The organism is Solimonas sp. SE-A11, from assembly GCF_030345715.1.
Taxonomy (GTDB): Bacteria; Pseudomonadota; Gammaproteobacteria; order Nevskiales; family Nevskiaceae; genus Solimonas_A.
On sequence record NZ_JAUASX010000023.1, the window covers coordinates 59,537 to 78,725 of the forward strand.

Consider the following 19,189-nt stretch of genomic DNA (forward strand, 5'->3'; position numbering starts at 1 on the left):
CCGGGATCAGTCCCAGCGCCGTAATGCGTGGACCGCGAGGCCGGCCTGCGAGGTTTCCTTGTAGCGCGACTGCATGTCTCGGCCGGTTTCCAGCATGGTGTTCATGACTTCGTCCAGCGCCACGCGATGACCGCCGCCCTCCTGCATCGCCATGCGGCAGGCGTTGACCGCCTTCACGGCACCGATCGCGTTACGCTCGATGCATGGAATCTGCACCAGCCCACGAACCGGGTCGCAGGTCATGCCCAGGTGGTGCTCCATGCCCACTTCCGCGGCATGCTCGATCGCCTCGTTGTCGGCACCGAGAGCCGCTGCCAGACCCGCGGCCGCCATCGAGCAGGCCACGCCAACCTCGCCCTGGCAGCCAACCTCCGCACCGGAGATCGAAGCGTTCTCCAGGTACAGCACGCCGATCGCACCCGATACCAGCAGGAAGCGGCGGATGCCCTCCGGCGAGGACCCCGGCATCAGGCGCTCGTAGTAGCGCAGCACCGCCGGCAGTACGCCGGCCGCGCCGTTGGTGGGCGCCGTTACCACGCGGCCGCCGCTGGCATTCTCTTCGTTCACCGCCATCGCAAAGGCATTCAGCCAGTCCATGGAGTCCATGGGGTCCGTCCGCCCGCGGTGTGCTTCCAGCCGCGCCAGCAGCCGCGGCGCGCGGCGCTTCACGCCCAGGCCGCCCGGCAGGATGCCTTCCGTGGTCAGGCCACGATCGATGCACGCCGACATCGCCTGCCAGATCTCGCGCAGCGAGAAGTCCAGCTTCTCGCGTCCGTGCAGGGCGCTCTCGTTGCGCTCCACCAGCTCCCATAGCGGCAGCCCGGCCGATGTCGCACGCTCCAGCAGTTCCGCGGCATTGGCATAGGGATATGGCACCGGCGCCTGCTCCGCTCCGCCGCCGGTGTCGGCATCTCCCGACTGGATGAAGCCACCGCCGGTGGAGTAATACACCTGCTCGTGCAGCAGGCCATCCGTGCCCAGGGCACGGATGCGCAGGCCGTTGGGGTGACGCGGCAGCACCTCGGCCGGATGCCAGGCCAGGTGCTCGGCATCGTCGAAGGACACGTGTCGTATCCCGGCCAGCTCCAGCGAGCGGCTGTCACGGATCCGGGCCAGCATCGGCGCCACTTCGGCGGGATCGACGGTGCGGGGATCCTTGCCGCACAACCCCAGCTTCACCGCCCAGTCGGTGCCATGCCCCAGGCCGGTGGCCGCCAGCGATCCGTAGAGGTCCACCCGCACGGCGCTCACCAGCGACAGCAGGCCACGCTCCTGCAGTTCCAGCACGAAAGCCCGCCCCGCGCGCATCGGCCCCACGGTGTGCGAACTGGACGGCCCGATACCGATCTTGAACAGGTCAATCAGGCTGGTGCGCATGCGGGCTCGCCTCAGTACTCCAGGGCGCGCTTCAGGGCCGCGCCCACGCGCGCAGGCCCGGGGAAATAGTGCCACTCGTGCGCCAGCGGATACGGCGTATCCCAGCCGGTGAGGCGCTCGATGGGCGCCTCCAGGTAGTCGAAGCAGGCCTCCTGCACCTGTGCCGAGAGCTCGGCGCCGAAGCCGCCGGTACGCGTCGCCTCGTGTACCACCACGCAGCGTCCGGTCTTGCGCACCGAGGTCTCGATGGTCTCCAGGTCCAGCGGCACCAGCGTGCGCAGGTCGATCACCTCGGCGTCGATACCCGACTCTTCCACCGCCGCCAGCGCCACATGCACCATCGTGCCGTAGCACAGCACCGTCACCGCGGAACCCGGACGCAGCACCGCGGCCTGCCCCAGCGGGATGCGGTAGTAACCCTCCGGCACCTCGCCCAACGGATGCCCGGACCAGGGCTTCACCGGACGGTCGTGGTGCCCGTCGAAGGGGCCGTTGTAGAGGCGCTTGGGCTCGAAGAACACCACCGGATCGTCGTCTTCGATCGCGGCGATCAGCAGGCCCTTGGCATCATAGGGATTCGACGGCATCACCGTCTTCAGTCCGCAGACGTGCGCGAACAGCGCCTCCGGGCTCTGGCTGTGGGTCTGGCCGCCATAGATGCCGCCGCCGCAGGGCGAGCGCACCGTGATCGGTGCGCTGAATTCGCCGCCGGAGCGGTAGCGCAAGCGTGCCGCCTCCGACGTCAGCTGGTCCATGGCCGGGTAGATGTAGTCTGCAAACTGGATCTCCACCACCGGACGCAGTCCATAGGCACCCATGCCCACCGCCGCGCCGACGATGCCGCCCTCGGCGATCGGCGTGTCGAACACGCGATTGATGCCGTGCTTCTTCTGCAGGCCAGCCGTGCAACGGAAGACACCACCGAAGTAGCCGACGTCCTCGCCGAAGACCAGCACATTGGGGTCGCGCTCCAGCATCACGTCCATCGCGGAGTTGAGCGCCTGGATCATCGTCATCGAAGGCATGGCTCAGCTCCCCAGTTGTTCACGCTGCCGCAGCAGATGCTCGGGCAGTTCCTTGAATACGTCATCAAACATCGTGCGCGGATCCGGCGTCTGGCGGCCCAGCGTGCCGTGGCTCTCGGCCTCCTTGCCGGCGACCTTCACCACCTCCGTCAGCTCATCGGTCAGCGCCGCGTGGCGCTCCTCCGACCACTCGCCCAGCGCGATCAGGTGCTGCTTGAGCCGCTCGATCGGATCACCCAGCGGCCAGCAGGCGGCTTCACCGTCCGGGCGATAGCCGGAGGGATCGTCGCTGCTGGAATGCGCCGCCGCGCGATAGGTGTAAAGCTCCAGCACCGTCGCCCCGTGGCCGGCACGGGCTCGGGCAATGGCCCAGCGCGTCGCGGCATACACCGCGAGGAAATCGTTGCCGTCCACGCGCAGGCCTGGCAGGCCGTAGCCGATGGCGCGCGCCGCGAAAGTCGTCGCCTCGCCACCGGCGATACCCTGGAAGGACGAGATCGCCCACTGGTTGTTGACCACGTTGAGCAGCACCGGTACGCGATACACCGCGGCAAAGGTCAGCGCGTAGTGGAAGTCGGCCTCGGCGGTGGTGCCGTCACCGACCCAGGTCGCCGCCAGGCGCGTATCGCCCTTGTAGGCCGAGGCCATGGCCCAGCCCACCGCCTGGATGGCCTGCGTTCCCAGGTTGCCGGAGATGGAGAAGAAGCCGGCCTCCTTGGCGGAATACATCACCGGCAACTGGCGCCCCTTCATGCGGTCGGCGCTGTTGTTGTAGACCTGACACATCATGTCCACCAGCGACCAGCCGCGTGCCACCAGCAAGCCCTGCTGGCGGTAGCTGGGGAAGCACATATCGTTGGGCTCCAGCGCCATCGCCTGCGCCACCGCGATCGCCTCCTCGCCGGTGCACTGCATGTAGAACGAAGTCTTGCCGGTGCGCTGCGCGCGCAGCATGCGCTGGTCGAACAGGCGCGTGAGCAGCATGGAGCGCAGGCCCTGACGCAACCGATCCGCATCGAGCGACGGCGCCCAGTCACCGGAGGCGCGGTGGTCGTCGCCGAGCACGCGGATCAGTCCATAGGCGTACTCATGGAGCCGCTCCCGCGGCGTATCGATCGCGGGACGCGGCAGGACCTGCGTCGGCAACTCGATACTGGAAAGATCGGGAGCACTGCCAGGCCGACACTTCGGCTCCGGCACATGAAAGCGCAAGGGACGAAGCTCGCCCTCCGTTGTGGCACCCTGCCCTGCCGCTGCGCTGCTCGTCATCTCATCCTCGTAGGAAACGACCTTTCAACCGAAATAGCTTATGCCTAGCCCCGGGGCATTTCTTCCCTTAATTCCCCTGCTTTTCCGATATTCCGGTAAAATTTTTCCCACCCTAAAGGATTGGAGGTAAATATGCCCGAGCCACTCGACGACCTCGACCGCCGCATCCTGGAACTGTTGCAGGAGGACGTGACACTCCCCGTGGCCGACATCGCCGAGCGCGTGGCTTCATCCAAATCAGTGGTCTGGCGACGCGTGCAGGGCTTTGTCGACAGCGGCGTGATCGACCGCCGCGTGGCCGTGCTCAACCCAAAGAAAGTGGGCTTCAACGTCATGGTGTTCGCGCTGGTGAAGATGTCGCGGCATAGCGCCAACGCCTTGCCGAAGTTCGTCGAGTCGGTCAAGGCCATACCCCAGGTGCTGGAGTGCCATACCACGCTGGGCCATGTCGACTTCGTGCTGAAGATCGCCGCCTCCAGCATCGAGGAATACCGCGAGGTGGTGTGGAACCGGCTGTCGCAACTGGAGGTACAAGAGATCAGCTCGCTGATCTCTTTCGAGCAGTCCGTGAACAGCACCCGCCTGCCGCTGGGAAGGGGCTAAGCGCCCCGGTCCCGGTCTTACTCTATCGTTGCGCCTGCAGCTCGGAGCTGCGCACACGGCCGATCGCCTGGGCCAAGTGGCAAGCGCCAAGCTTGCCGTAGGCATTGCGCAGGTGGTACTTCACGGTGTTGATCGACATCCCGAGCTGCTGTGCCACTTCCCGGCGCTTGATGCCGCGCGCCACCCGCTCCAGCACCTCGGACTCGCGAGGGGTGAGCTGCTCTATCAAATCCGTTTGCATCTTTACTCGGCTCCTACTGCCTGACGCCGCTCGATTTCCTGGTCCACGAATTTCACCCACTGCCCCGCCTGCGGCGCCAGCGTCGGCGACTGCTGCGCAGCGACAAAGGACTGGCGCGCCTCGGCGTAGCGGTTGGCGTTGAACAGCGCCGTGCCCAGCTGCATCTGCACGTCGGCCGTCTTGTCCATGTTCTTGGCCTTGAGCGAACTGCGGAAGGCAGTCACCGCATCGCTCCACTGGCCCAGCTCGTTGTAGGCCTGGCCAAGGTAGACGTAGTGCTTGGACTCGCCGCTCAGCTCCGCCAGCTTCTTCAGCACCGGAACCTGCTTCTCGTACTCCCGCGACATGGCCAGGGCCTGCGCATAGAGCTCCAGGTTCTGCGTGCTCGGCTTGATCGTCTTGTCCCGCATGCCCTGCGTCAGCAGGCGCACCGCGGCATAGGGCGCGTCCTGCACCATGTAGAGCCGCGCCAGGTTCAGCAGGTCGGACTCGGAGGTGAGCAGCTTGCCGCGGTAGGCCGCGTGCATCAGCGTGGTCTGCTCGCGCTGCTGGTCCAGCAGCCCGCGCATGCCGGCCAGCTGCTGCCAGTAGGCAGCCTTGCCCGGGTACTGGGTCACCAGGATCTCCAGGACCTTGGCGGCCTTGGCGTACTCCTTGCGCTCGTAGTAGATCGCACGCAGCAGGCTCAGCGCTGACTCCTTGGGCGCGACGCCGCGCTCCTTGGAGATGCGTAGCGACTGCACCAGGGCCTGCTCGGCCTCCGCAAATTTCTGTATCTGGTAGTTGGCCTGGGCCAGCAGCGCGTAACCTTCTGGGCTTGGACTGGCAGACGCCGCCAACCACTTCTTCACCACGGCAATCGCCTTCGGGTACTGCTCCGAGATGAAGTACAGCTGGGCCAGCGCATACAAGCTGCCATCGCGCAACGCGTCGTTCAGGTTGGGCTGCTTAAGGACGGTGATGTAGGCCTCGATGGCCTTGGGAACGTTGTCCTGCGCGTAGTAGACGGCCGCGTAGAGGTTGTAGAGCGTGGCCCGTTCGTAGTCGTTGAACTTGGCCTCTTTCGCCTTCAGGGCATCCAGGGCGACGACCGCACCGGCGTAGTCCTTGGCCTCGTACGCCTTCTGCGCGACCTCCATGCCCTTGTAGGTTTCGGCACGGATCACCTGCGTCTGCTTGGTCGGCGGCGGAACCGGCTTCTCTTTCTTTTCCTTGGCGATGGCAAAGCCGGACAGCGACACCACCGACGCCGCCACGAACGCCAACAACAGCTTCTTGAGTTGCGTCGTCATGTCACTTGTCCAGCTCGAAGCGGATCAGGTGCTGCACATTGGTCACGGCAATGGCCTTGCCGTTCTCGACCCGCGGCTTGTACTTGAACTTGAGCACAGCCTTCTTGGCGGCCTCGTCGAATACCCCAGGCGGCTGCGATTCGATCACCACCGGATCGGCCACGGCACCCGATTCCAGCACGGTGAACTTCAGCAGCACCCAGCCCTCGATGCCCTGGCTCTGGGCACGCGCCGGATACATCGGCGCCACCTTCACGATCGGCAGGTACTCGCCATCGGTGGAGGCCAGGCCGAAGCTGGACTTCACCTGCGTGGTGTTCTCCAGCGTCATGTTGATCTGGATGTTGGTATTGGTCGGGGCCTGGGCCGCGGACTGCTGGATCGCCATCTCCGGCGGTGCCTCCGGGCGATCCGGCATTTCCGGCGGAGGACGGCGATCACGGGTTTCCAGCTCGAAGTTCTTCGCCAGGCGGAGGAAATCGACGGTCGGCAGGATTTCGCTGTTGCCCTTGGCTCCAGTCGTGGCGTGGATCAGGCTGTAGAGCAGCCAGAACAGACCCACCATCGACACGCAGGCCAGCAGGAAGGGCAGCACGAAGCGCGCCGTACCCAACTGGAACCTGACGGGGCCTTCCCCACCCTGGCCGGGGGCCGATGACGCATCACGTCGATCGGCGATGAAGATCGGGATGCCGCCGGACGGCACGGAAGGAGGATTGGCCATCACTCCGCCCCCTTGGTGGCCACCGAAACGGTCTGCACGCCGCCGGCACGGACCTGGTTCATCACGTCAGCCATGATGCCGGTTTCCGACGCCTTGTCCGCCAGGATCACCACGGTGTCCTCGGGACGCTCCGCGTGCATGCGCTCGACCATCGCGCGCACCTCGGGCGGCGTCACCTTCTTGCGATCCATCCAGATCTCGCCGTTGGGGCGGATGGCGATCAGGATATTGCCGTTGGCACGGGCCTCCGCCGTTTCGGCCTGCTCCTTGTCGACCTTGACGCCGGCCTGCTTCACGAAGCTGGTGATGATGATGAAGAAGATCAAGAGATTCAGCACGAAGTCCAGCATCGGCGCGAGGTCGATGCCGTGGTGTCCTTCGTCGGTTGCATGTCGGCGGGCTAGCATTGTTTCTCCTCCTGCTCGCTCTGTTTATTTTGACGCCGTCGGCTGCAGCATCACATCCAAGGCACCACCCTGGCGGGCCTGGTCCATGACGCGCACGACGACGCCGGTCGCAGCCTTGGTATTGGCCACGACGATGACCGGGCCCTCTGGCTTCTCGCCGCGGAAGCGCTCGACGTTGGCGCGCACGGAAGCGACGTCGATCAGACGGGAATCGATCGACACGTCACCACTCTTGTGCACGGCAATGAACAGCGTGCCCTTGTCGTCTTCCTTGTCCTGCTGCTGGTTGTTCGGCGGAGCGGACGGCTGGTGCAGGCTGATACCCACTTCCTTGACGAACACGGCGGTGATGATGAAGAAGATCAACAGGTTCAGGACGAAATCCAGCATCGGCGCCAGGTCGATGGCTTCCTCGTCATGCTCTTGGTACTGGCGGCGGCGGCGCATGCCCATGTAAGAATTCCTAGAAGCTGAAACGATCGGCCAGCAGTTCGGTCTGCTTGCGGATCTTCGACTGGAAATAGAACACCGGGTACATACCGGTGACACTCACCGCCAGGCCCGTCATAGTGCAGTTCATGGCCTTGGACACGCCGGACGCCATCGTTCTGGCGTCCGCCGAGCCCAGGATCGACATGGAGTCGAACACCTCGAGCATGCCGTGCACCGTCCCCACCAGGCCCAGCAGCGGGCACATGGGGATCAGCACCTTGAGCACCGGCATGTTCTCGGACATCGCGCCATTGAGCCGCGAGATCATGGCGGTCCGCACTTGGTGCGACATCCAGGACTGGTGCTCCGGCCGCCCCTGCCATTCATCCAGCAGGCTCTTCACCATCGAAGGGAAGTGCGCGCGGAAAAACCACAGGCGCTCGAAGATCAGCGTCCACATCAGGACGCCGGCCACCAGGATCCAGATCACGAACGGCCCGCCGGCGATGGTCAGCTGGCTGACCGCGTGGAACGGGGCGAGCAGGATCTCAGGCACGACGCTTCTCGATCAGCTCGGCCAGCAGGCCGGTGCTCTGTTCGTCGAGGATCTGGATCAGGCGCTTGGAGCGGCTCTGCAGGGCGCTGTTGGCGAACAGCAGCGGGATGGCGATGCCCAGGCCCAAGAGGGTCGCGATCATGGCCATGGAGATACCGGCAGCCATCAGCTTCGGGTCACCCGAGCCGGACTCGGTGATGACCTGGAAGGTGTGGATCATGCCGACGACGGTGCCGACCAGGCCCAGCAGCGGGCCGGCGGCGACGCCCAGCTTGAGGAAGGACTGGCCGCGCTCCAGCGGCGGCAGTTCCTTGAGCACGGCTTCCGACACGCGCAGTTCGATGACTTCCGAGTCCTCGGCATTGGTCGGGGCGTTGTTGCCCTTGAAGGCTAGTAGGACGCGGCCCAGGGGGTTGTCGTTGCTGAGCTGGTTCAGGTTGGCGAGCTGGCGGTTGACCTTGCTGTTGGTCAGCATCAGGTAGCCGAACTGGTAGATAGCGATGATGGTACCGATCAGACCGATGCCCAGGATCAGCCAGTTCACCGATTCGCCCTCGACGATGCGCTGCATCATGTCCGGACGCTGCGAGAACAGGTTCAGCAGCACGCCGCGGGTCGGATCGACCACCATGGCGTGATAGCCGGAGCCCTCCTCTTCAAAGTCTTCGGCGACGTTGCCGAACTTGGAGGGCGGCTGCTTGGGCGGCGTCGCAAAGCCGTTGCCACCCATCGTGTACTCCAGGAAGCGGCCCTCGGAAATGGCAACGAAGGGGCCGACACGCAGGACGGTCTTGTCGGACTGCGAACCATCCGGCGCCGTGACCTTGGCCTGGATGCGCACGACCTTGCCGCCTTCGGTCATTTCGCGCTGCATCTCGAACCAGAAGCGGTTCAGGTCTTCCATCGGCGGCATGGTCTTGGTCTGCGCCAGGCGGTCGATCTGCCCGACACGGTCCGGGAACTGGGCCGTCAGCATCGAATTGCGGGCGACGGTGGCGAAGTCGCCGGCGGTCTGGCGCATGACGCCGAACAGTTCGCCGAGGTTGCCGGCCTTGATGTCGCGGGCCTGGGTCAGTTCGCCGATCAGGCGGTCGTTGTCTTCGAACTGCTTGGCCAGGGCGGCGGCCTGATTTTCCAGGGCGGTCTTTTCGGCGTTGGCCTCGGCCAGCAGCTTCTGCTGCTGGTCGCGCGAGCCGGCAAAGCGGGCCTCGCGTTCGGCATTGGCCTTTGCGTCACGCGAATCCGCAGTGCGGACCTGCTCGAGCAGTTCGTCGAGGCTCTTGGCGGTCGCCTGGGCGGGAGCCTGGGCCAGGACCGGCAGGCTGATGACGCCCAGCACCAGGGCGGCGGTGAGATTCTTCAGATTCATGGCTTACTTGCTCGCGGCGGCCTGGATGGGAACGATCAGCAGGTTCGGGGAGGTCTGCTTCTTGGCGACCTTCAGACCTTCAGTGACACCTTCGGCGTAACCGCCGTCGGCCACCCAGTCCTTCTTCTCGCGATCCCAGTAGCCGGTCTCCTTGCCATCCGGGGTCTGGTAGAACAGGCCAACCCGGCCAACGCGTAGGAAATCCACTTCCTTGTCGGCCAGCTTGCCGCGGTAGGCCTCGATGGTGCGGCCGTATTCCATCTCGATCTGGTAGGCCTCGACGATGCGGCGGTACTTCTCCGACACCGTAACGTCGGCACGCGGCATCATTTCCTTGAGGCGGGCGACACGGGCCACGCGCTCTTCCTTCAGGAACGGCACGTCCAGCTGCACGAACTGATCGACGGATTCCAGCATGCGCAGCATCAGCGGCTGGATCTCGATGTTGGTGCGGTCCAATTCCTGCGACTCCTGGCGAATCGCGGCCATCTCGTCCTGCTGCGACTTCAGCTGCGCGCGCAGCTGCTGCAGGTAGAGCTTGAGGCCCTCGGACTCACGAAGCGTCGTACGGTAGTCGCTCGACAGGTCACGCCGCTGGTCGGCCAGCGCGTCCACCCGCTTCTGGGAATCAGCCTGGGCTACCAGCCACTGGCCACCGCTCTTGTTGACATCTGACACCGTAGCTGCCGATACCAGACCGGTCCACAGCACGGCAGCCAGCGTCATTGCCGCACGCTTGTTTATGAACAGCATCACTTCTTCCTCCGAATAGATTTCAGCGTACCGAACAACGGCCAGTGTACAAGCCGCCTATTGGAATTATTTCCCTTTGACGGACATCCACAATCAAATAGGTGGTTATACCTAAACATGCACGATTTCGAAGCGGGCCATTGGACATTCATGGTGCAATTCGTTCGCTGCAATGCAGCAAATTTGTGCGGATCATCGGCCTGAAATTCATCTTAGAATAAAGACAGCATTCCAAGCGACTACTAAACCAGGCGGAACAATGTCTCCCAGGCTCGACTCCATGGACGTACGCATCCTCGACATCCTGCAGGAGGACGTCACGACCCCGATCGGCACCATCGCGGAGCGCATTGGCTCGTCCAAGACGGTGGTCTGGCGCCGCATCCAGCGCCTCACCGACAAGGGCGTGATCCGCCATCGGGTGGCGATCCTTGACCACCGCAAGATCGGCGCGGGCGTCATGGTTTTCGCCTTCATCAAGATGGCCCGCCACAACCGCGATGTGCTGCCCCGCTTCATCGAAGCCGTGGGCAGCTACCCCCAGGTGGTGGAGTGCCATACGCTGATGGGTCACATGGATTTCCTACTGAAGATCCTGGTGGCGGACATCGAAGAGTACGAGCACTTTGTCTGGCAGAAGATCTCGCAGATCGACGGCGTGCAGGAGATCAACTCCTCCATCTCGATGAGCCAGCCGGTCTACACCACGCGCCTGTCGCCCAGGGCCACCACGACCGATACCGACTCGGACTGAAGCAGCCGTGCCTGGGCCGGCACTCATCATGCAACCCTCTGCAGGGCCGGGCTGTTGAGCCTCTCGACATGCTGCGGCCCCAGTTCGGCGATCGAGCGGCAGCCCAGCAGCCCCAGTCCGCGCGCGATCTCGTCACGCAGCAGCGTCAGCGCGCGCTCCACCCCTGCCTCGCCGCCGGCCGCCAGGCCGTACAGGTAGGCGCGGCCGATGGAGCAGGCGTCGGCGCCTAGCGCCAGTGCCTTGAGTACGTGGGTGCCGCGGCGCACGCCGCCGTCCACGATCAGCTCCAGCTTATCCCCTACCCCGTCGCGGATCGGCGCCAGCGTGTCGATGGGCGCGACGCAGCCGTCGAGCTGCCGTCCGCCATGGTTCGACAGCATGGCCGCGGTGGCGCCAATGGAAACGGCGCGGCGCGCGTCCTCCACCGTGCTCATGCCCTTGATCACGAAGGGGCCTCCCCACAGCTCGGCCAGCCAGGCAGCGTCGTCCCAGGAGATACTACGGTCGAACTGGCTGTTGACGTACTCGATCACCCCCATCGCGCCACCGCCCAACGCATCGACGCGATGCGTGACATTGGCGAGACGGAAGTCGGGATCGCGCAGGAAATTGAAGACCCATTCAAAACTGGCGGCAAAGCTGAGGAAGGACTTCAGCGACAGGCTGGGCGGAATGGTCATGCCATGGACCCGATCACGCTCACGATTGCCGGCCACGGCCGTGTCCACCGTCAGGCAGAGTGCCTGGTAGCCGGCCTGGCGACAGCGCTGCACCAGCTCCCTGGTCAACTCCCGATCCTTGAAGATGTAGACCTGGAACATCTTGGGGCCGACAGTAGCCGCTGCTACGTCTTCCAGACGCGTCGTCGCCATCGTCGACAGGCTGTAGAGCGTGCCATGCTTCGCCGCCGCCCGCGCCGCCGCCAGCTCCTTGCCGTGGTGGAAGAGACGCGACATGCCTGTGGGCCCCAGGAACAGCGGCATTTCCAGGTCGCAGCCGAGCACCCGGGTGCGCAGATCCACCGCCGAGACGTCCTGGAGATAGCGCGGAAGCAACTGGTAATCGTCGAAGGCCTGGGTACTGCGCTTCAAGCTCCATTCGTCGTCGGCGCCGCCGTCGATATAGTGGAACATCGGGGCCGGCAGCTTGCGGCGCGCGCGCGCGCGCAGGTCCTCGATATTGTTGCAGCGCTTGAGACTCAATGGACTCTCCCCCTGGAATCTTCTGTGGTTCGGGCCAGTCTGTTGAGCGCCCGGAAAACCTGCTACGGTGGTCTGACCACCCGGATGGAAAAGACATGGAACTATCGGAGAGCCGCAGCGGCCCGCAGACCGTGGCCACCCGCCTGGAGAAGGCGATCCAGAAGGGTGAAATCCGTCCAGGACAGGCCGTTCCTTCGGAGCGCACTCTGGCCGGACGCTGGGGCTACTCACGCCCCATCATCCGCGAAGGCATCAGCATGCTCGTCGCCAAAGGCATCCTGACGCGACGGCATGGCCTGGGAACCTTCCTCAACGATGTCTCGCAACAGCTCGGCAGCTCGATCTGGGCCGATCTTTCGCGCCGCCACCCTGACCTGCAGGGCCACCTGCTGGAGTTCCGCTACATGCTCGAACGCCGTTCGGCGGAGCTTGCGGCCGAGCGGCACGACACCCAGGACCGGATACGGTTGCAGGAGGCAGAAGCTGCCGTTCACCTGGCGTTCCAGGGAGACGATCGTGCGCAACGCATGCGGGCCGACCTGGCGCTGCATCATGCCATCGCCGATGCCACACACAACCCCGTGTACGGCTACCTGATGCGATCCATGCACAAGATGCTGCACGAGCATATGGAACTGTCACTGATCGGCCATGACAACGATGCGGAACTGATCTCCCTGGTACAGCGGCAGCATCGCCAGCTGGTACAGGCGATCCTGGCGCGCGACGCAGAAACCGCAGGACAGATCGCGGCCGGCCACATCGAATTCATCCGCGTGCGGATGAACCACCTGGCACCGGAATCCTCCCCGCGCCGGCGGCAGAAAGTCGCATCAGAATCTTTGGAATGATGTTCTCAGTTTCACCAGAATCACAAGACGAAGTTCCGTATTAATAGGTTTCAAGCGTAACTAAAGAACAAAATTCCGCGAACAATTTCTTAAACTGTTCCCATACAGAATGCCCGAAAAAAGTACCGGGTCCGGGAGGGAACATGTTCAGCAGCAAGGCCTTTGACGGCCACGAAGGGGTCACCTTTTTCTCCGATGCCGCCAGCGGCCTGCGCGGCATCATCGCCATTCACTCGACCACGCTGGGCCCCGCGGCCGGCGGCTGCCGCGCCTGGACCTATGACAGCGACGAGGCCGCCCTGCAGGACGTGTTGAGGCTGTCGCGCGGCATGAGCTACAAGAACGCCGTGGCTGGCCTGCCCATGGGCGGCGGCAAGGCCGTGATCATCCGCGAGCCCGGCAAGCCGGTGACCGCCGCGCAGTTCGAGGCCTTCGGCCGCGTCGTGAACCAGCTCGCCGGCCGCTATGTCACCGCCGAGGATGTCGGCGTCAGCGTGGCCGACATGGCCTGCGTGGCGCGCAACACCCGCTATGTCAGCGGCCTGGCCCAGGACGGCGCCGCCGCCGGTGGCGACCCCTCGCCCAAGACCGCCTACGGCGTGTTCTGCGGCATCCGTGCCGCCGTACAGGCCCGCTTGGCGATCCGCGAACTCCGTGGCCTGCGCGTCGCCGTGCAGGGCCTGGGCAGCGTGGGCCGGCACCTCTGCGAACGCCTGCATGAAGCCGGCGCGGAACTGGTGGTGGCCGACATCAATACCGCCGCCTGCGAAGACGCCCGCGTGAAATTCCAGGCCCGCGTCGTGGCACCCGAAGAAATCCTGTTCCAGGACGTGGACGTGCTCTCCCCCTGCGCGCTGGGCGGCATCCTCAATGCCCAGTCGATCCCGCGCATCCGTGCCCCGATCATCGCTGGCGGCGCCAACAACCAGCTCGCCACACCGGAAGACGGACAGGCGCTGCACGATCGCCACATCCTCTACGCACCGGACTACGTGATCAACGCCGGCGGCATCATCTGCGCCGCCTCGGAATACCTGAAGAGCGCCACCGAGGACCAGGTCTGGCAGCGCGTCGCGCGCATCGAGCAGACGCTGACCGGCATCTTCCTCGAGTCCACCGCCACCGATACGCCGACCAACCTGATCGCGGACGCCCTGGCGCACGAACGCATGCACGCCGGTCGCATGACTGCGGCATCCCACTGAGATCATCGTCATGAACGCCGACAACCCGCTGGCCGTGAGCCCCGCGACGCTCGAACTGTACGTGCCGGAGCCCGCCGCACGTCCGGGCGACACGCCCGATTTCAGCCACCTCCACATCCCGCCTGCGGGCATCGTGCCGCGCCCGGCCACGGACGCCCCGGAGTCCAGCCTGCGCGAGCTGCCCTACCAGCTGATCCGCGTGCTGGACGGCCAGGGCAAGGCCGTGGGCCCCTGGAACCCCAAGCTGTCGGCCGAGCGCCTGCGCCACGGCCTGCGCACGATGCTGCGCACCCGCGCCTTCGACGAGCGCATGGTGCGCCTGCAACGCACCGGCAAGACCTCGTTCTACATCAAGAGCACAGGTGAAGAAGCCATCGGCGTCGCCCAGGCCTTCGCACTCAACCGCGACGACATGTGCTTCACCAGCTACCGCCAGCAGGGCCTGCTGTTCGCGCGCGACTGGCCGATGGTCGATCTGATCTGCCAGATCTTCAACAACCGCAAGGACCGCCTTAAGGGCCGCCAGCTGCCAGTGCTGTATTCCGCCCGCGAAGCCGGCTACTACTCGCTGTCCGGCAACGTCGGCTCGCGCTTCCCGCATGCCGTGGGTTGGGCCATGGCCTCGGCCTACAAGCGCGACAGCCGCATCGCCTCCGCCTGGATCGGCGACGGCACGTCGGCCGAAGGCGACTTCCATTACGCGCTGACCTTCGCCTCGGTTTATCACGCCCCTGTTATCCTCAACGTGGTCAACAACCAGTGGGCCATCTCCACGCCGCAGGCCATCGCCGGCGGCAACGAGGCGACCTTCGCCTCGCGCGCCCTGGGCTTCGGCCTGCCCGGCCTGCGCGTCGACGGCAACGACTTCCTGGCCGTGTATGCCGCCACCGAGTGGGCCGCAGAGCGCGCCCGCCGCAACCTCGGCGCCACGCTGATCGAGCTCTATACCTACCGCGCCGCCGCCCACTCCACCAGCGACGACCCCTCCAAGTACCGCCCCGAGGGCGAGGCCAATGCCTGGCCGCTGGGCGACCCCGTGGAGCGGCTCAAGCAGCACCTGCTCGGCCTCGGCGAATGGACCGAGGAGCGTCACACCGCCCTGCTCGCCGAATGCGAAGAGGAAGTGCGCGCCGCCGTGAAGGAGGCGGAAAGCCACGGCACCCTGCACAGCGGGGATGACGACCTGGAAAGCCTTTTCGAGGATGTGTTCGAGACCATGCCGCAACACCTGCGCGACCAGCTCGACGAACTGCGGAGCATCGGCTGATGAGCAGCATGAACATGGTACAGGCGCTGAACTCGGCGATGGACGTCATGCTGACGCGTGACCCCAATGTCCTGGTCTTCGGCGAGGACGTCGGCTACTTCGGCGGCGTGTTCCGCTGCACCGCCGGCCTGCAGGCCAAACATGGCCGCCAGCGCGTTTTCGACGCTCCTATCGCCGAGGGCGGCATCGTCGCCACCGCGGTCGGCATGGGCGCCTACGGCCTGCGCCCGGTGGTCGAGATCCAGTTCGCCGACTACATCCTGCCGGCCTTCGACCAGCTGGTGTCCGAGGCCTCGCGCCTGCGCTACCGCTCGGCCGGCGAGTTCTGGGCGCCGATCACCGTGCGCTCTCCCTGCGGCGGCGGCATCCACGGCGGCCAGACCCACAGCCAGAGCCCGGAGTCGATCTTCACGCACATCTCGGGCCTCAAGACCGTGATGCCCTCGACACCCTACGACGCCAAGGGCCTGCTGATCGCCGCCATCGAGGACAACGATCCGGTGATTTTCCTCGAGCCCAAGCGCCTCTACAACGGCCCGTTCGACGGCCACCACGACCGTCCGCTGCAGCCCTGGGCCAGCCACCCGGCGGGCGAAGTGCCGGACGACTACTACCGCATCGAGCTGGGCAAGGCCTCCATCGTGCGGCCCGGCAAGGCCTGCACCGTGCTGACCTACGGCACCATGGTCCACGTCTGCCTGTCGGCGGTCGAGGAGTCCGGCATCGACGCCGAAGTCATCGACCTGCGCTCGCTGTTCCCGATTGACGTCGAGACCATCACCGCCTCGGTGGCGCGTACCGGCCGCTGCGTGATCGCGCATGAAGCCAGCCGCACCTCGGGCTTCGGTGCGGAGCTCGGCCAGCTCGTGCAGGAACACTGCTTCCACAGCCTGGAATCCCCGATCCGCCGCGTCACGGGCTGGGACACCCCCTACCCGCATGCGCTGGAATGGAAGTACTTCCCCGGCCCCAAGCGTGTCATGCACGCACTCAAGAGCGTGATGGAGAACTAAAGATGGGTCACTACAACTTCAAGCTGCCCGACGTCGGCGAGGGCATCGCCGAATCCGAGATCGCCACCTGGCGCGTCGCCGTCGGCGAGATAGTCAAGGAAGACCAGGCCCTGGTCGACATGCTGACCGAGAAGGCCGCGGTGGAGATTCCCTCCCCCGTCACCGGCCGCATCGTGGAACTGCGCGGCCAGCCCGGCGACAAGATCGCCGTCGGCGCCGTCCTGGTGATAATCGACACCGAGGGCGCCGCCGCCCCCGCTGCCGAGGCCACGGCCGCCACGCCAGCCCCGGCCGCCGCCAAGGCCGCTACACCGGCTGCCGCTGCCAGCGCTGCCGCGCCAGCTCCAGTCGCCGCGGCCCCCACCCCGGTGGTCAACGACAAGCCCCAGACCTCCCCGGCCGTGCGCAAGCTGGCCCGCGAGATGGGTGTTGACCTGACCCGCGTCGCCGGCAGCGGCCCGCGCGGCCGTATCCTGCGCGACGACGTGCAGGCGGCCCTGTCGCGGCCCGCTCCCACCGCCAATGCGGTCGCCGTCCCGCCCGTCGGCGACGCCGTCGAGGCCATCCGCATCATCGGCATGCGCCGCAAGATCGCCGAGGCCATGCAGCGCTCCAAGCAGCGCATCCCCCACTTCGCCTACGTGGAGGAGGTGGACGTCACGGAGCTCGAGGCCCTGCGCCAGCACCTCAACGAGCAGCACGGCAAGACCCGCGGCAAGCTGACCGTCCTGCCTTTCCTGATGCAGGCCCTGGTCAAGCTGCGCCCGCGCTTCCCGCAGATCAACTCCAACTACGACGACGAGGCCGGCGTGCTCTACCGCCACTCCGCCTCCCACGTCGGCATCGCCGCCCAGACGCCGCAGGGCCTGGTGGTGCCGGTGGTACACCACGCCGAGCGTCTGGACCTCTGGGGCTCGGGCTCCGAGATCCGCCGCCTGGCCGAGGCCGCCCGTGCCGGCAAGGCCAAGCGCGAGGAGCTGACCGGCTCCACCATTACCATCACCAGTCTGGGCACCATGGGGGGCATCGCCTCCACCCCGGTGATCAACGCCCCGGAAGTGGCCATCGTCGGCGTCAACAAGATGGTCCTGCGCCCCATGATCCGGGATGGCGTGGTGGTGCCACGGCTGATGATGAACCTGTCCTCGTCCTTCGACCATCGCATCGTGGACGGCTATGATGCCGCCGAGTTCATCCAGGCCATCAAGAGCCTGCTCGAACATCCGGCGACGCTGTTCATGCCCTGAGCAGCGCCGTTTCTCCTCCCCGGCACCTCGTCGCCGGGACACTTGCCGGGGCGTCCTCCAGGACGTTCCGGCTTTCTTCATCAACGCTCAGCGGGGGCTGAAATGGACAAGCTGTACCCCTCAGCGCAAGACGCCTTGGCCGGCCTGGTCAAGGACGGCATGACGCTCGCCGTCGGTGGCTTCGGCCTCTGCGGCATCCCGGAAGCACTGATCGACGCGCTGCGCGACACCGGTGCGCGCGACCTCACCGTGATCTCCAATAACGCGGGTGTCGACGGCTTCGGCCTCGGCAAGCTGCTGGAGACGCGCCAGGTCCGCAAGATGATCTCGTCCTATGTCGGCGAGAACAAGGAATTCGAGCGCCAGTACCTGGCCGGCGAGCTGGAGCTGGAGTTTACCCCCCAGGGCACCCTGGCCGAGAAGCTGCGCGCCGGCGGCGCCGGCATCCCCGCCTTCTACACCCGCACCGGCTACGGCACCCTGGTCGCCGAGGGCAAGGAAACGCGCGAGTTCGACGGCCACTGGTACGTCATGGAGCGCAGCCTGCGTGCCGACGTGTCGCTGGTGAAGGCCTGGAAGGCCGACCGCGCCGGCAACCTGGTGTTCCGCAAGACCGCTCGCAACTTCAACCCCATGTGCGCCACCGCCAGCCGCATGTGCGTGGCCGAGGTCGAGGAGATCGTCGAGAACGGCAGCCTCGACCCCGACCAGATTCACACCCCGGGCATCTACGTGAAGCGCATGGTGCTCAACGCCCGTCCCGAAAAGCGCATCGAAAAGCGCACGATCCGGAGCAAGTGACATGGCATGGACCCAGGAAGAGATGGCACGCCGCGCCGCGCAGGAACTGCGTGACGGCTTCTACGTCAACCTCGGCATCGGCCTGCCGACGCTGGTGGCCAACCACATCCCGGAGGGCATGGACGTCTGGCTGCAGAGCGAGAACGGCCTGCTCGGCATCGGCCCCTTCCCCACCGAGGACGAGGTGGACGCCGACCTGATCAACGCCGGCAAGCAGACCGTCACCGACCTGCCCGGCAGCGCCTACTTCAGCAGCGCCGACTCCTTCGCGATGATCCGCGGCGGCCATATCAACCTGTCGATCCTCGGCGCCATGCAGGTGTCCGAGAAGGGCGACCTGGCCAACTGGATGATCCCCGGCAAGATGGTCAAGGGCATGGGCGGCGCCATGGACCTGGTTGCCGGCGTCGATCGCGTGGTGGTGCTGATGGAGCACACCGCCAAGGGCGACGCCCGCAAGATCCTGGAACGCTGCGACCTGCCGCTGACCGGCGTGGGCGTGGTCGACCGCATCATCACCGACCTTGGCGTAATGGATGTGACCCCGGAGGGCCTGCGCGTGCGCGAGCTCGCCCCCGGCGTGACCCTGTCCGAGATGCAGGACCGCACCGGCTGCCGCCTTCTCGGCGACGCCCACTAACTTCAGAGAGGATCAAGGCAGCATGAGCACCCCGTTCAACGACCGCGACGGCTTCATCTGGTACGACGGCGAACTCAAGCCCTGGCGCGAGTGCACGACCCACGTACTGACCTACTCGCTGCACTACGGCGTGGGCTGCTTCGAAGGCGTGCGGGCGTACA

21 protein-coding genes and 1 pseudogene are annotated in these 19,189 nt (G+C 65.7%); 10 read left to right on the top strand and 12 right to left on the bottom strand.

The genetic code is table 11. From position 1 onward, the window contains the following. Positions 1-6: 6 nt before the first annotated feature. Genes QT386_RS20365 through QT386_RS20375 form a run of 3 tightly spaced genes read right to left on the bottom strand, consistent with a single transcriptional unit; the run spans position 7 to position 3,671 of the window. Positions 7-1,377 (bottom strand): L-serine ammonia-lyase, encoded by a 1,371-nt coding sequence (locus QT386_RS20365; protein ID WP_289275585.1) that lies wholly within the window; start codon positions 1,375-1,377, stop codon positions 7-9. Between the two features lie 11 nt (positions 1,378-1,388). Next, positions 1,389-2,402 carry an alpha-ketoacid dehydrogenase subunit beta gene (locus QT386_RS20370; protein WP_289275586.1) on the bottom strand — a complete coding sequence of 338 codons (1,014 nt, stop codon included), beginning with the start codon at positions 2,400-2,402 and terminating at the stop codon, positions 1,389-1,391. Positions 2,403-2,405: 3 nt separating this feature from the next. After that, complete coding sequence (locus tag QT386_RS20375; RefSeq protein WP_289275587.1) at positions 2,406-3,671, bottom strand: thiamine pyrophosphate-dependent enzyme; 1,266 nt, start codon at positions 3,669-3,671, stop codon at positions 2,406-2,408. A 132-nt stretch (positions 3,672-3,803) separates the two neighbouring features. On the opposite strand from QT386_RS20375, the gene QT386_RS20380 reads away from it, so the two are divergent. Next, the gene (locus QT386_RS20380) at positions 3,804-4,274 is read left to right on the top strand and encodes an Lrp/AsnC family transcriptional regulator (RefSeq protein WP_289275588.1); all 471 of its coding nucleotides are present in this window, start codon (positions 3,804-3,806) and stop codon (positions 4,272-4,274) included. 22 nt (positions 4,275-4,296) lie between these two features. On the opposite strand, the gene QT386_RS20385 is transcribed toward QT386_RS20380, so the two are convergent. Genes QT386_RS20385 through QT386_RS20420 form a run of 8 tightly spaced genes read right to left on the bottom strand, consistent with a single transcriptional unit; the run spans position 4,297 to position 10,048 of the window. After that, entirely contained in the window at positions 4,297-4,515 is a 219-nt protein-coding gene (locus QT386_RS20385; RefSeq protein WP_289275589.1) for a response regulator transcription factor, read from the bottom strand. A 2-nt stretch (positions 4,516-4,517) separates the two neighbouring features. After that, positions 4,518-5,807, bottom strand: coding sequence for a tetratricopeptide repeat protein (locus tag QT386_RS20390; protein WP_289275590.1), 1,290 nt, complete (start codon positions 5,805-5,807; stop codon positions 4,518-4,520). Position 5,808: 1 nt separating this feature from the next. Continuing rightward, positions 5,809-6,531, bottom strand: a complete 723-nt coding sequence (locus tag QT386_RS20395) for an energy transducer TonB (protein ID WP_289275591.1) — start codon at positions 6,529-6,531, stop codon at positions 5,809-5,811. Beyond that, positions 6,531-6,938: a biopolymer transporter ExbD gene (locus tag QT386_RS20400; RefSeq protein WP_289275592.1), complete on the bottom strand. Its 408-nt coding sequence runs from the start codon at positions 6,936-6,938 to the stop codon at positions 6,531-6,533. The genes QT386_RS20395 and QT386_RS20400 overlap by 1 nt, the downstream gene beginning before the upstream one ends. 24 nt (positions 6,939-6,962) lie before the next feature. Further along, a complete protein-coding gene (locus QT386_RS20405) occupies positions 6,963-7,391 on the bottom strand; it encodes a biopolymer transporter ExbD (protein WP_289275593.1) in 429 nt (142 codons plus the stop codon). 10 nt (positions 7,392-7,401) lie between these two features. After that, positions 7,402-7,926, bottom strand: coding sequence for a MotA/TolQ/ExbB proton channel family protein (locus QT386_RS20410; protein WP_289275594.1), 525 nt, complete (start codon positions 7,924-7,926; stop codon positions 7,402-7,404). Continuing rightward, the gene (locus QT386_RS20415; RefSeq protein ID WP_289275595.1) at positions 7,919-9,295 is read right to left on the bottom strand and encodes a MotA/TolQ/ExbB proton channel family protein; all 1,377 of its coding nucleotides are present in this window, start codon (positions 9,293-9,295) and stop codon (positions 7,919-7,921) included. Before QT386_RS20415 ends, QT386_RS20410 begins: the two co-directional genes overlap by 8 nt. A 3-nt stretch (positions 9,296-9,298) precedes the next feature. Further along, on the bottom strand, positions 9,299-10,048 hold the full coding sequence (locus tag QT386_RS20420) for a DUF3450 domain-containing protein (RefSeq protein ID WP_289275596.1): 750 nt from the start codon (positions 10,046-10,048) through the stop codon (positions 9,299-9,301). Positions 10,049-10,307: 259 nt separating this feature from the next. Between QT386_RS20420 and QT386_RS20425 the strand changes: the two genes are divergently transcribed. Next, positions 10,308-10,802, top strand: a complete 495-nt coding sequence (locus QT386_RS20425; protein ID WP_289275597.1) for an Lrp/AsnC family transcriptional regulator — start codon at positions 10,308-10,310, stop codon at positions 10,800-10,802. Positions 10,803-10,828: 26 nt separating this feature from the next. Here QT386_RS20425 and QT386_RS20430 read toward each other — a convergent pair whose 3' ends face one another. Continuing rightward, a complete protein-coding gene (locus tag QT386_RS20430; RefSeq protein WP_289275598.1) occupies positions 10,829-12,004 on the bottom strand; it encodes an alpha-hydroxy acid oxidase in 1,176 nt (391 codons plus the stop codon). 131 nt (positions 12,005-12,135) lie between these two features. On the opposite strand from QT386_RS20430, the gene QT386_RS20435 reads away from it, so the two are divergent. The 8 genes and pseudogenes from QT386_RS20435 to QT386_RS23550 form a co-directional block, all read left to right on the top strand. After that, on the top strand, positions 12,136-12,855 hold the full coding sequence (locus QT386_RS20435) for a FadR/GntR family transcriptional regulator (RefSeq protein ID WP_289275599.1): 720 nt from the start codon (positions 12,136-12,138) through the stop codon (positions 12,853-12,855). Between the two features lie 143 nt (positions 12,856-12,998). After that, positions 12,999-14,060, top strand: a complete 1,062-nt coding sequence (locus QT386_RS20440; protein ID WP_289275600.1) for a Glu/Leu/Phe/Val dehydrogenase — start codon at positions 12,999-13,001, stop codon at positions 14,058-14,060. Between the two features lie 10 nt (positions 14,061-14,070). After that, complete coding sequence (locus tag QT386_RS20445) at positions 14,071-15,327, top strand: 3-methyl-2-oxobutanoate dehydrogenase (2-methylpropanoyl-transferring) subunit alpha (RefSeq protein ID WP_289275601.1); 1,257 nt, start codon at positions 14,071-14,073, stop codon at positions 15,325-15,327. Beyond that, positions 15,327-16,340 carry an alpha-ketoacid dehydrogenase subunit beta gene (locus QT386_RS20450; RefSeq protein ID WP_289275602.1) on the top strand — a complete coding sequence of 338 codons (1,014 nt, stop codon included), beginning with the start codon at positions 15,327-15,329 and terminating at the stop codon, positions 16,338-16,340. The genes QT386_RS20445 and QT386_RS20450 overlap by 1 nt, the downstream gene beginning before the upstream one ends. A 2-nt stretch (positions 16,341-16,342) precedes the next feature. Then, entirely contained in the window at positions 16,343-17,587 is a 1,245-nt protein-coding gene (locus QT386_RS20455) for a dihydrolipoamide acetyltransferase family protein (RefSeq protein ID WP_289275603.1), read from the top strand. Between the two features lie 102 nt (positions 17,588-17,689). Continuing rightward, positions 17,690-18,388, top strand: a complete 699-nt coding sequence (locus tag QT386_RS20460) for a CoA transferase subunit A (protein ID WP_289275604.1) — start codon at positions 17,690-17,692, stop codon at positions 18,386-18,388. Position 18,389: 1 nt separating this feature from the next. Then, on the top strand, positions 18,390-19,028 hold the full coding sequence (locus QT386_RS20465) for a CoA transferase subunit B (protein WP_289275605.1): 639 nt from the start codon (positions 18,390-18,392) through the stop codon (positions 19,026-19,028). A gap of 22 nt (positions 19,029-19,050) precedes the next feature. Next, positions 19,051-19,189, top strand: a pseudogene (locus QT386_RS23550) (branched chain amino acid aminotransferase); the annotation flags it as partial.

Bases quoted from the DNA above. Each gene is read 5' to 3' on its own strand.
- QT386_RS20365 (WP_289275585.1), bottom strand. From the start codon at position 1,377: ATGCGCACCAGCCTGATTGACCTGTTCAAGATCGGTATCGGGCCGTCC.
- QT386_RS20370 (WP_289275586.1), bottom strand. From the start codon at position 2,402: ATGCCTTCGATGACGATGATCCAGGCGCTCAACTCCGCGATGGACGTG.
- QT386_RS20375 (WP_289275587.1), bottom strand. From the start codon at position 3,671: ATGACGAGCAGCGCAGCGGCAGGGCAGGGTGCCACAACGGAGGGCGAG.
- QT386_RS20380 (WP_289275588.1), top strand. From the start codon at position 3,804: ATGCCCGAGCCACTCGACGACCTCGACCGCCGCATCCTGGAACTGTTG.
- QT386_RS20385 (WP_289275589.1), bottom strand. From the start codon at position 4,515: ATGCAAACGGATTTGATAGAGCAGCTCACCCCTCGCGAGTCCGAGGTG.
- QT386_RS20390 (WP_289275590.1), bottom strand. From the start codon at position 5,807: ATGACGACGCAACTCAAGAAGCTGTTGTTGGCGTTCGTGGCGGCGTCG.
- QT386_RS20395 (WP_289275591.1), bottom strand. From the start codon at position 6,531: ATGGCCAATCCTCCTTCCGTGCCGTCCGGCGGCATCCCGATCTTCATC.
- QT386_RS20400 (WP_289275592.1), bottom strand. From the start codon at position 6,938: ATGCTAGCCCGCCGACATGCAACCGACGAAGGACACCACGGCATCGAC.
- QT386_RS20405 (WP_289275593.1), bottom strand. From the start codon at position 7,391: ATGGGCATGCGCCGCCGCCGCCAGTACCAAGAGCATGACGAGGAAGCC.
- QT386_RS20415 (WP_289275595.1), bottom strand. From the start codon at position 9,295: ATGAATCTGAAGAATCTCACCGCCGCCCTGGTGCTGGGCGTCATCAGC.
- QT386_RS20420 (WP_289275596.1), bottom strand. From the start codon at position 10,048: ATGCTGTTCATAAACAAGCGTGCGGCAATGACGCTGGCTGCCGTGCTG.
- QT386_RS20425 (WP_289275597.1), top strand. From the start codon at position 10,308: ATGTCTCCCAGGCTCGACTCCATGGACGTACGCATCCTCGACATCCTG.
- QT386_RS20440 (WP_289275600.1), top strand. From the start codon at position 12,999: ATGTTCAGCAGCAAGGCCTTTGACGGCCACGAAGGGGTCACCTTTTTC.
- QT386_RS20445 (WP_289275601.1), top strand. From the start codon at position 14,071: ATGAACGCCGACAACCCGCTGGCCGTGAGCCCCGCGACGCTCGAACTG.
- QT386_RS20450 (WP_289275602.1), top strand. From the start codon at position 15,327: ATGAGCAGCATGAACATGGTACAGGCGCTGAACTCGGCGATGGACGTC.
- QT386_RS20455 (WP_289275603.1), top strand. From the start codon at position 16,343: ATGGGTCACTACAACTTCAAGCTGCCCGACGTCGGCGAGGGCATCGCC.
- QT386_RS20460 (WP_289275604.1), top strand. From the start codon at position 17,690: ATGGACAAGCTGTACCCCTCAGCGCAAGACGCCTTGGCCGGCCTGGTC.
- QT386_RS20465 (WP_289275605.1), top strand. From the start codon at position 18,390: ATGGCATGGACCCAGGAAGAGATGGCACGCCGCGCCGCGCAGGAACTG.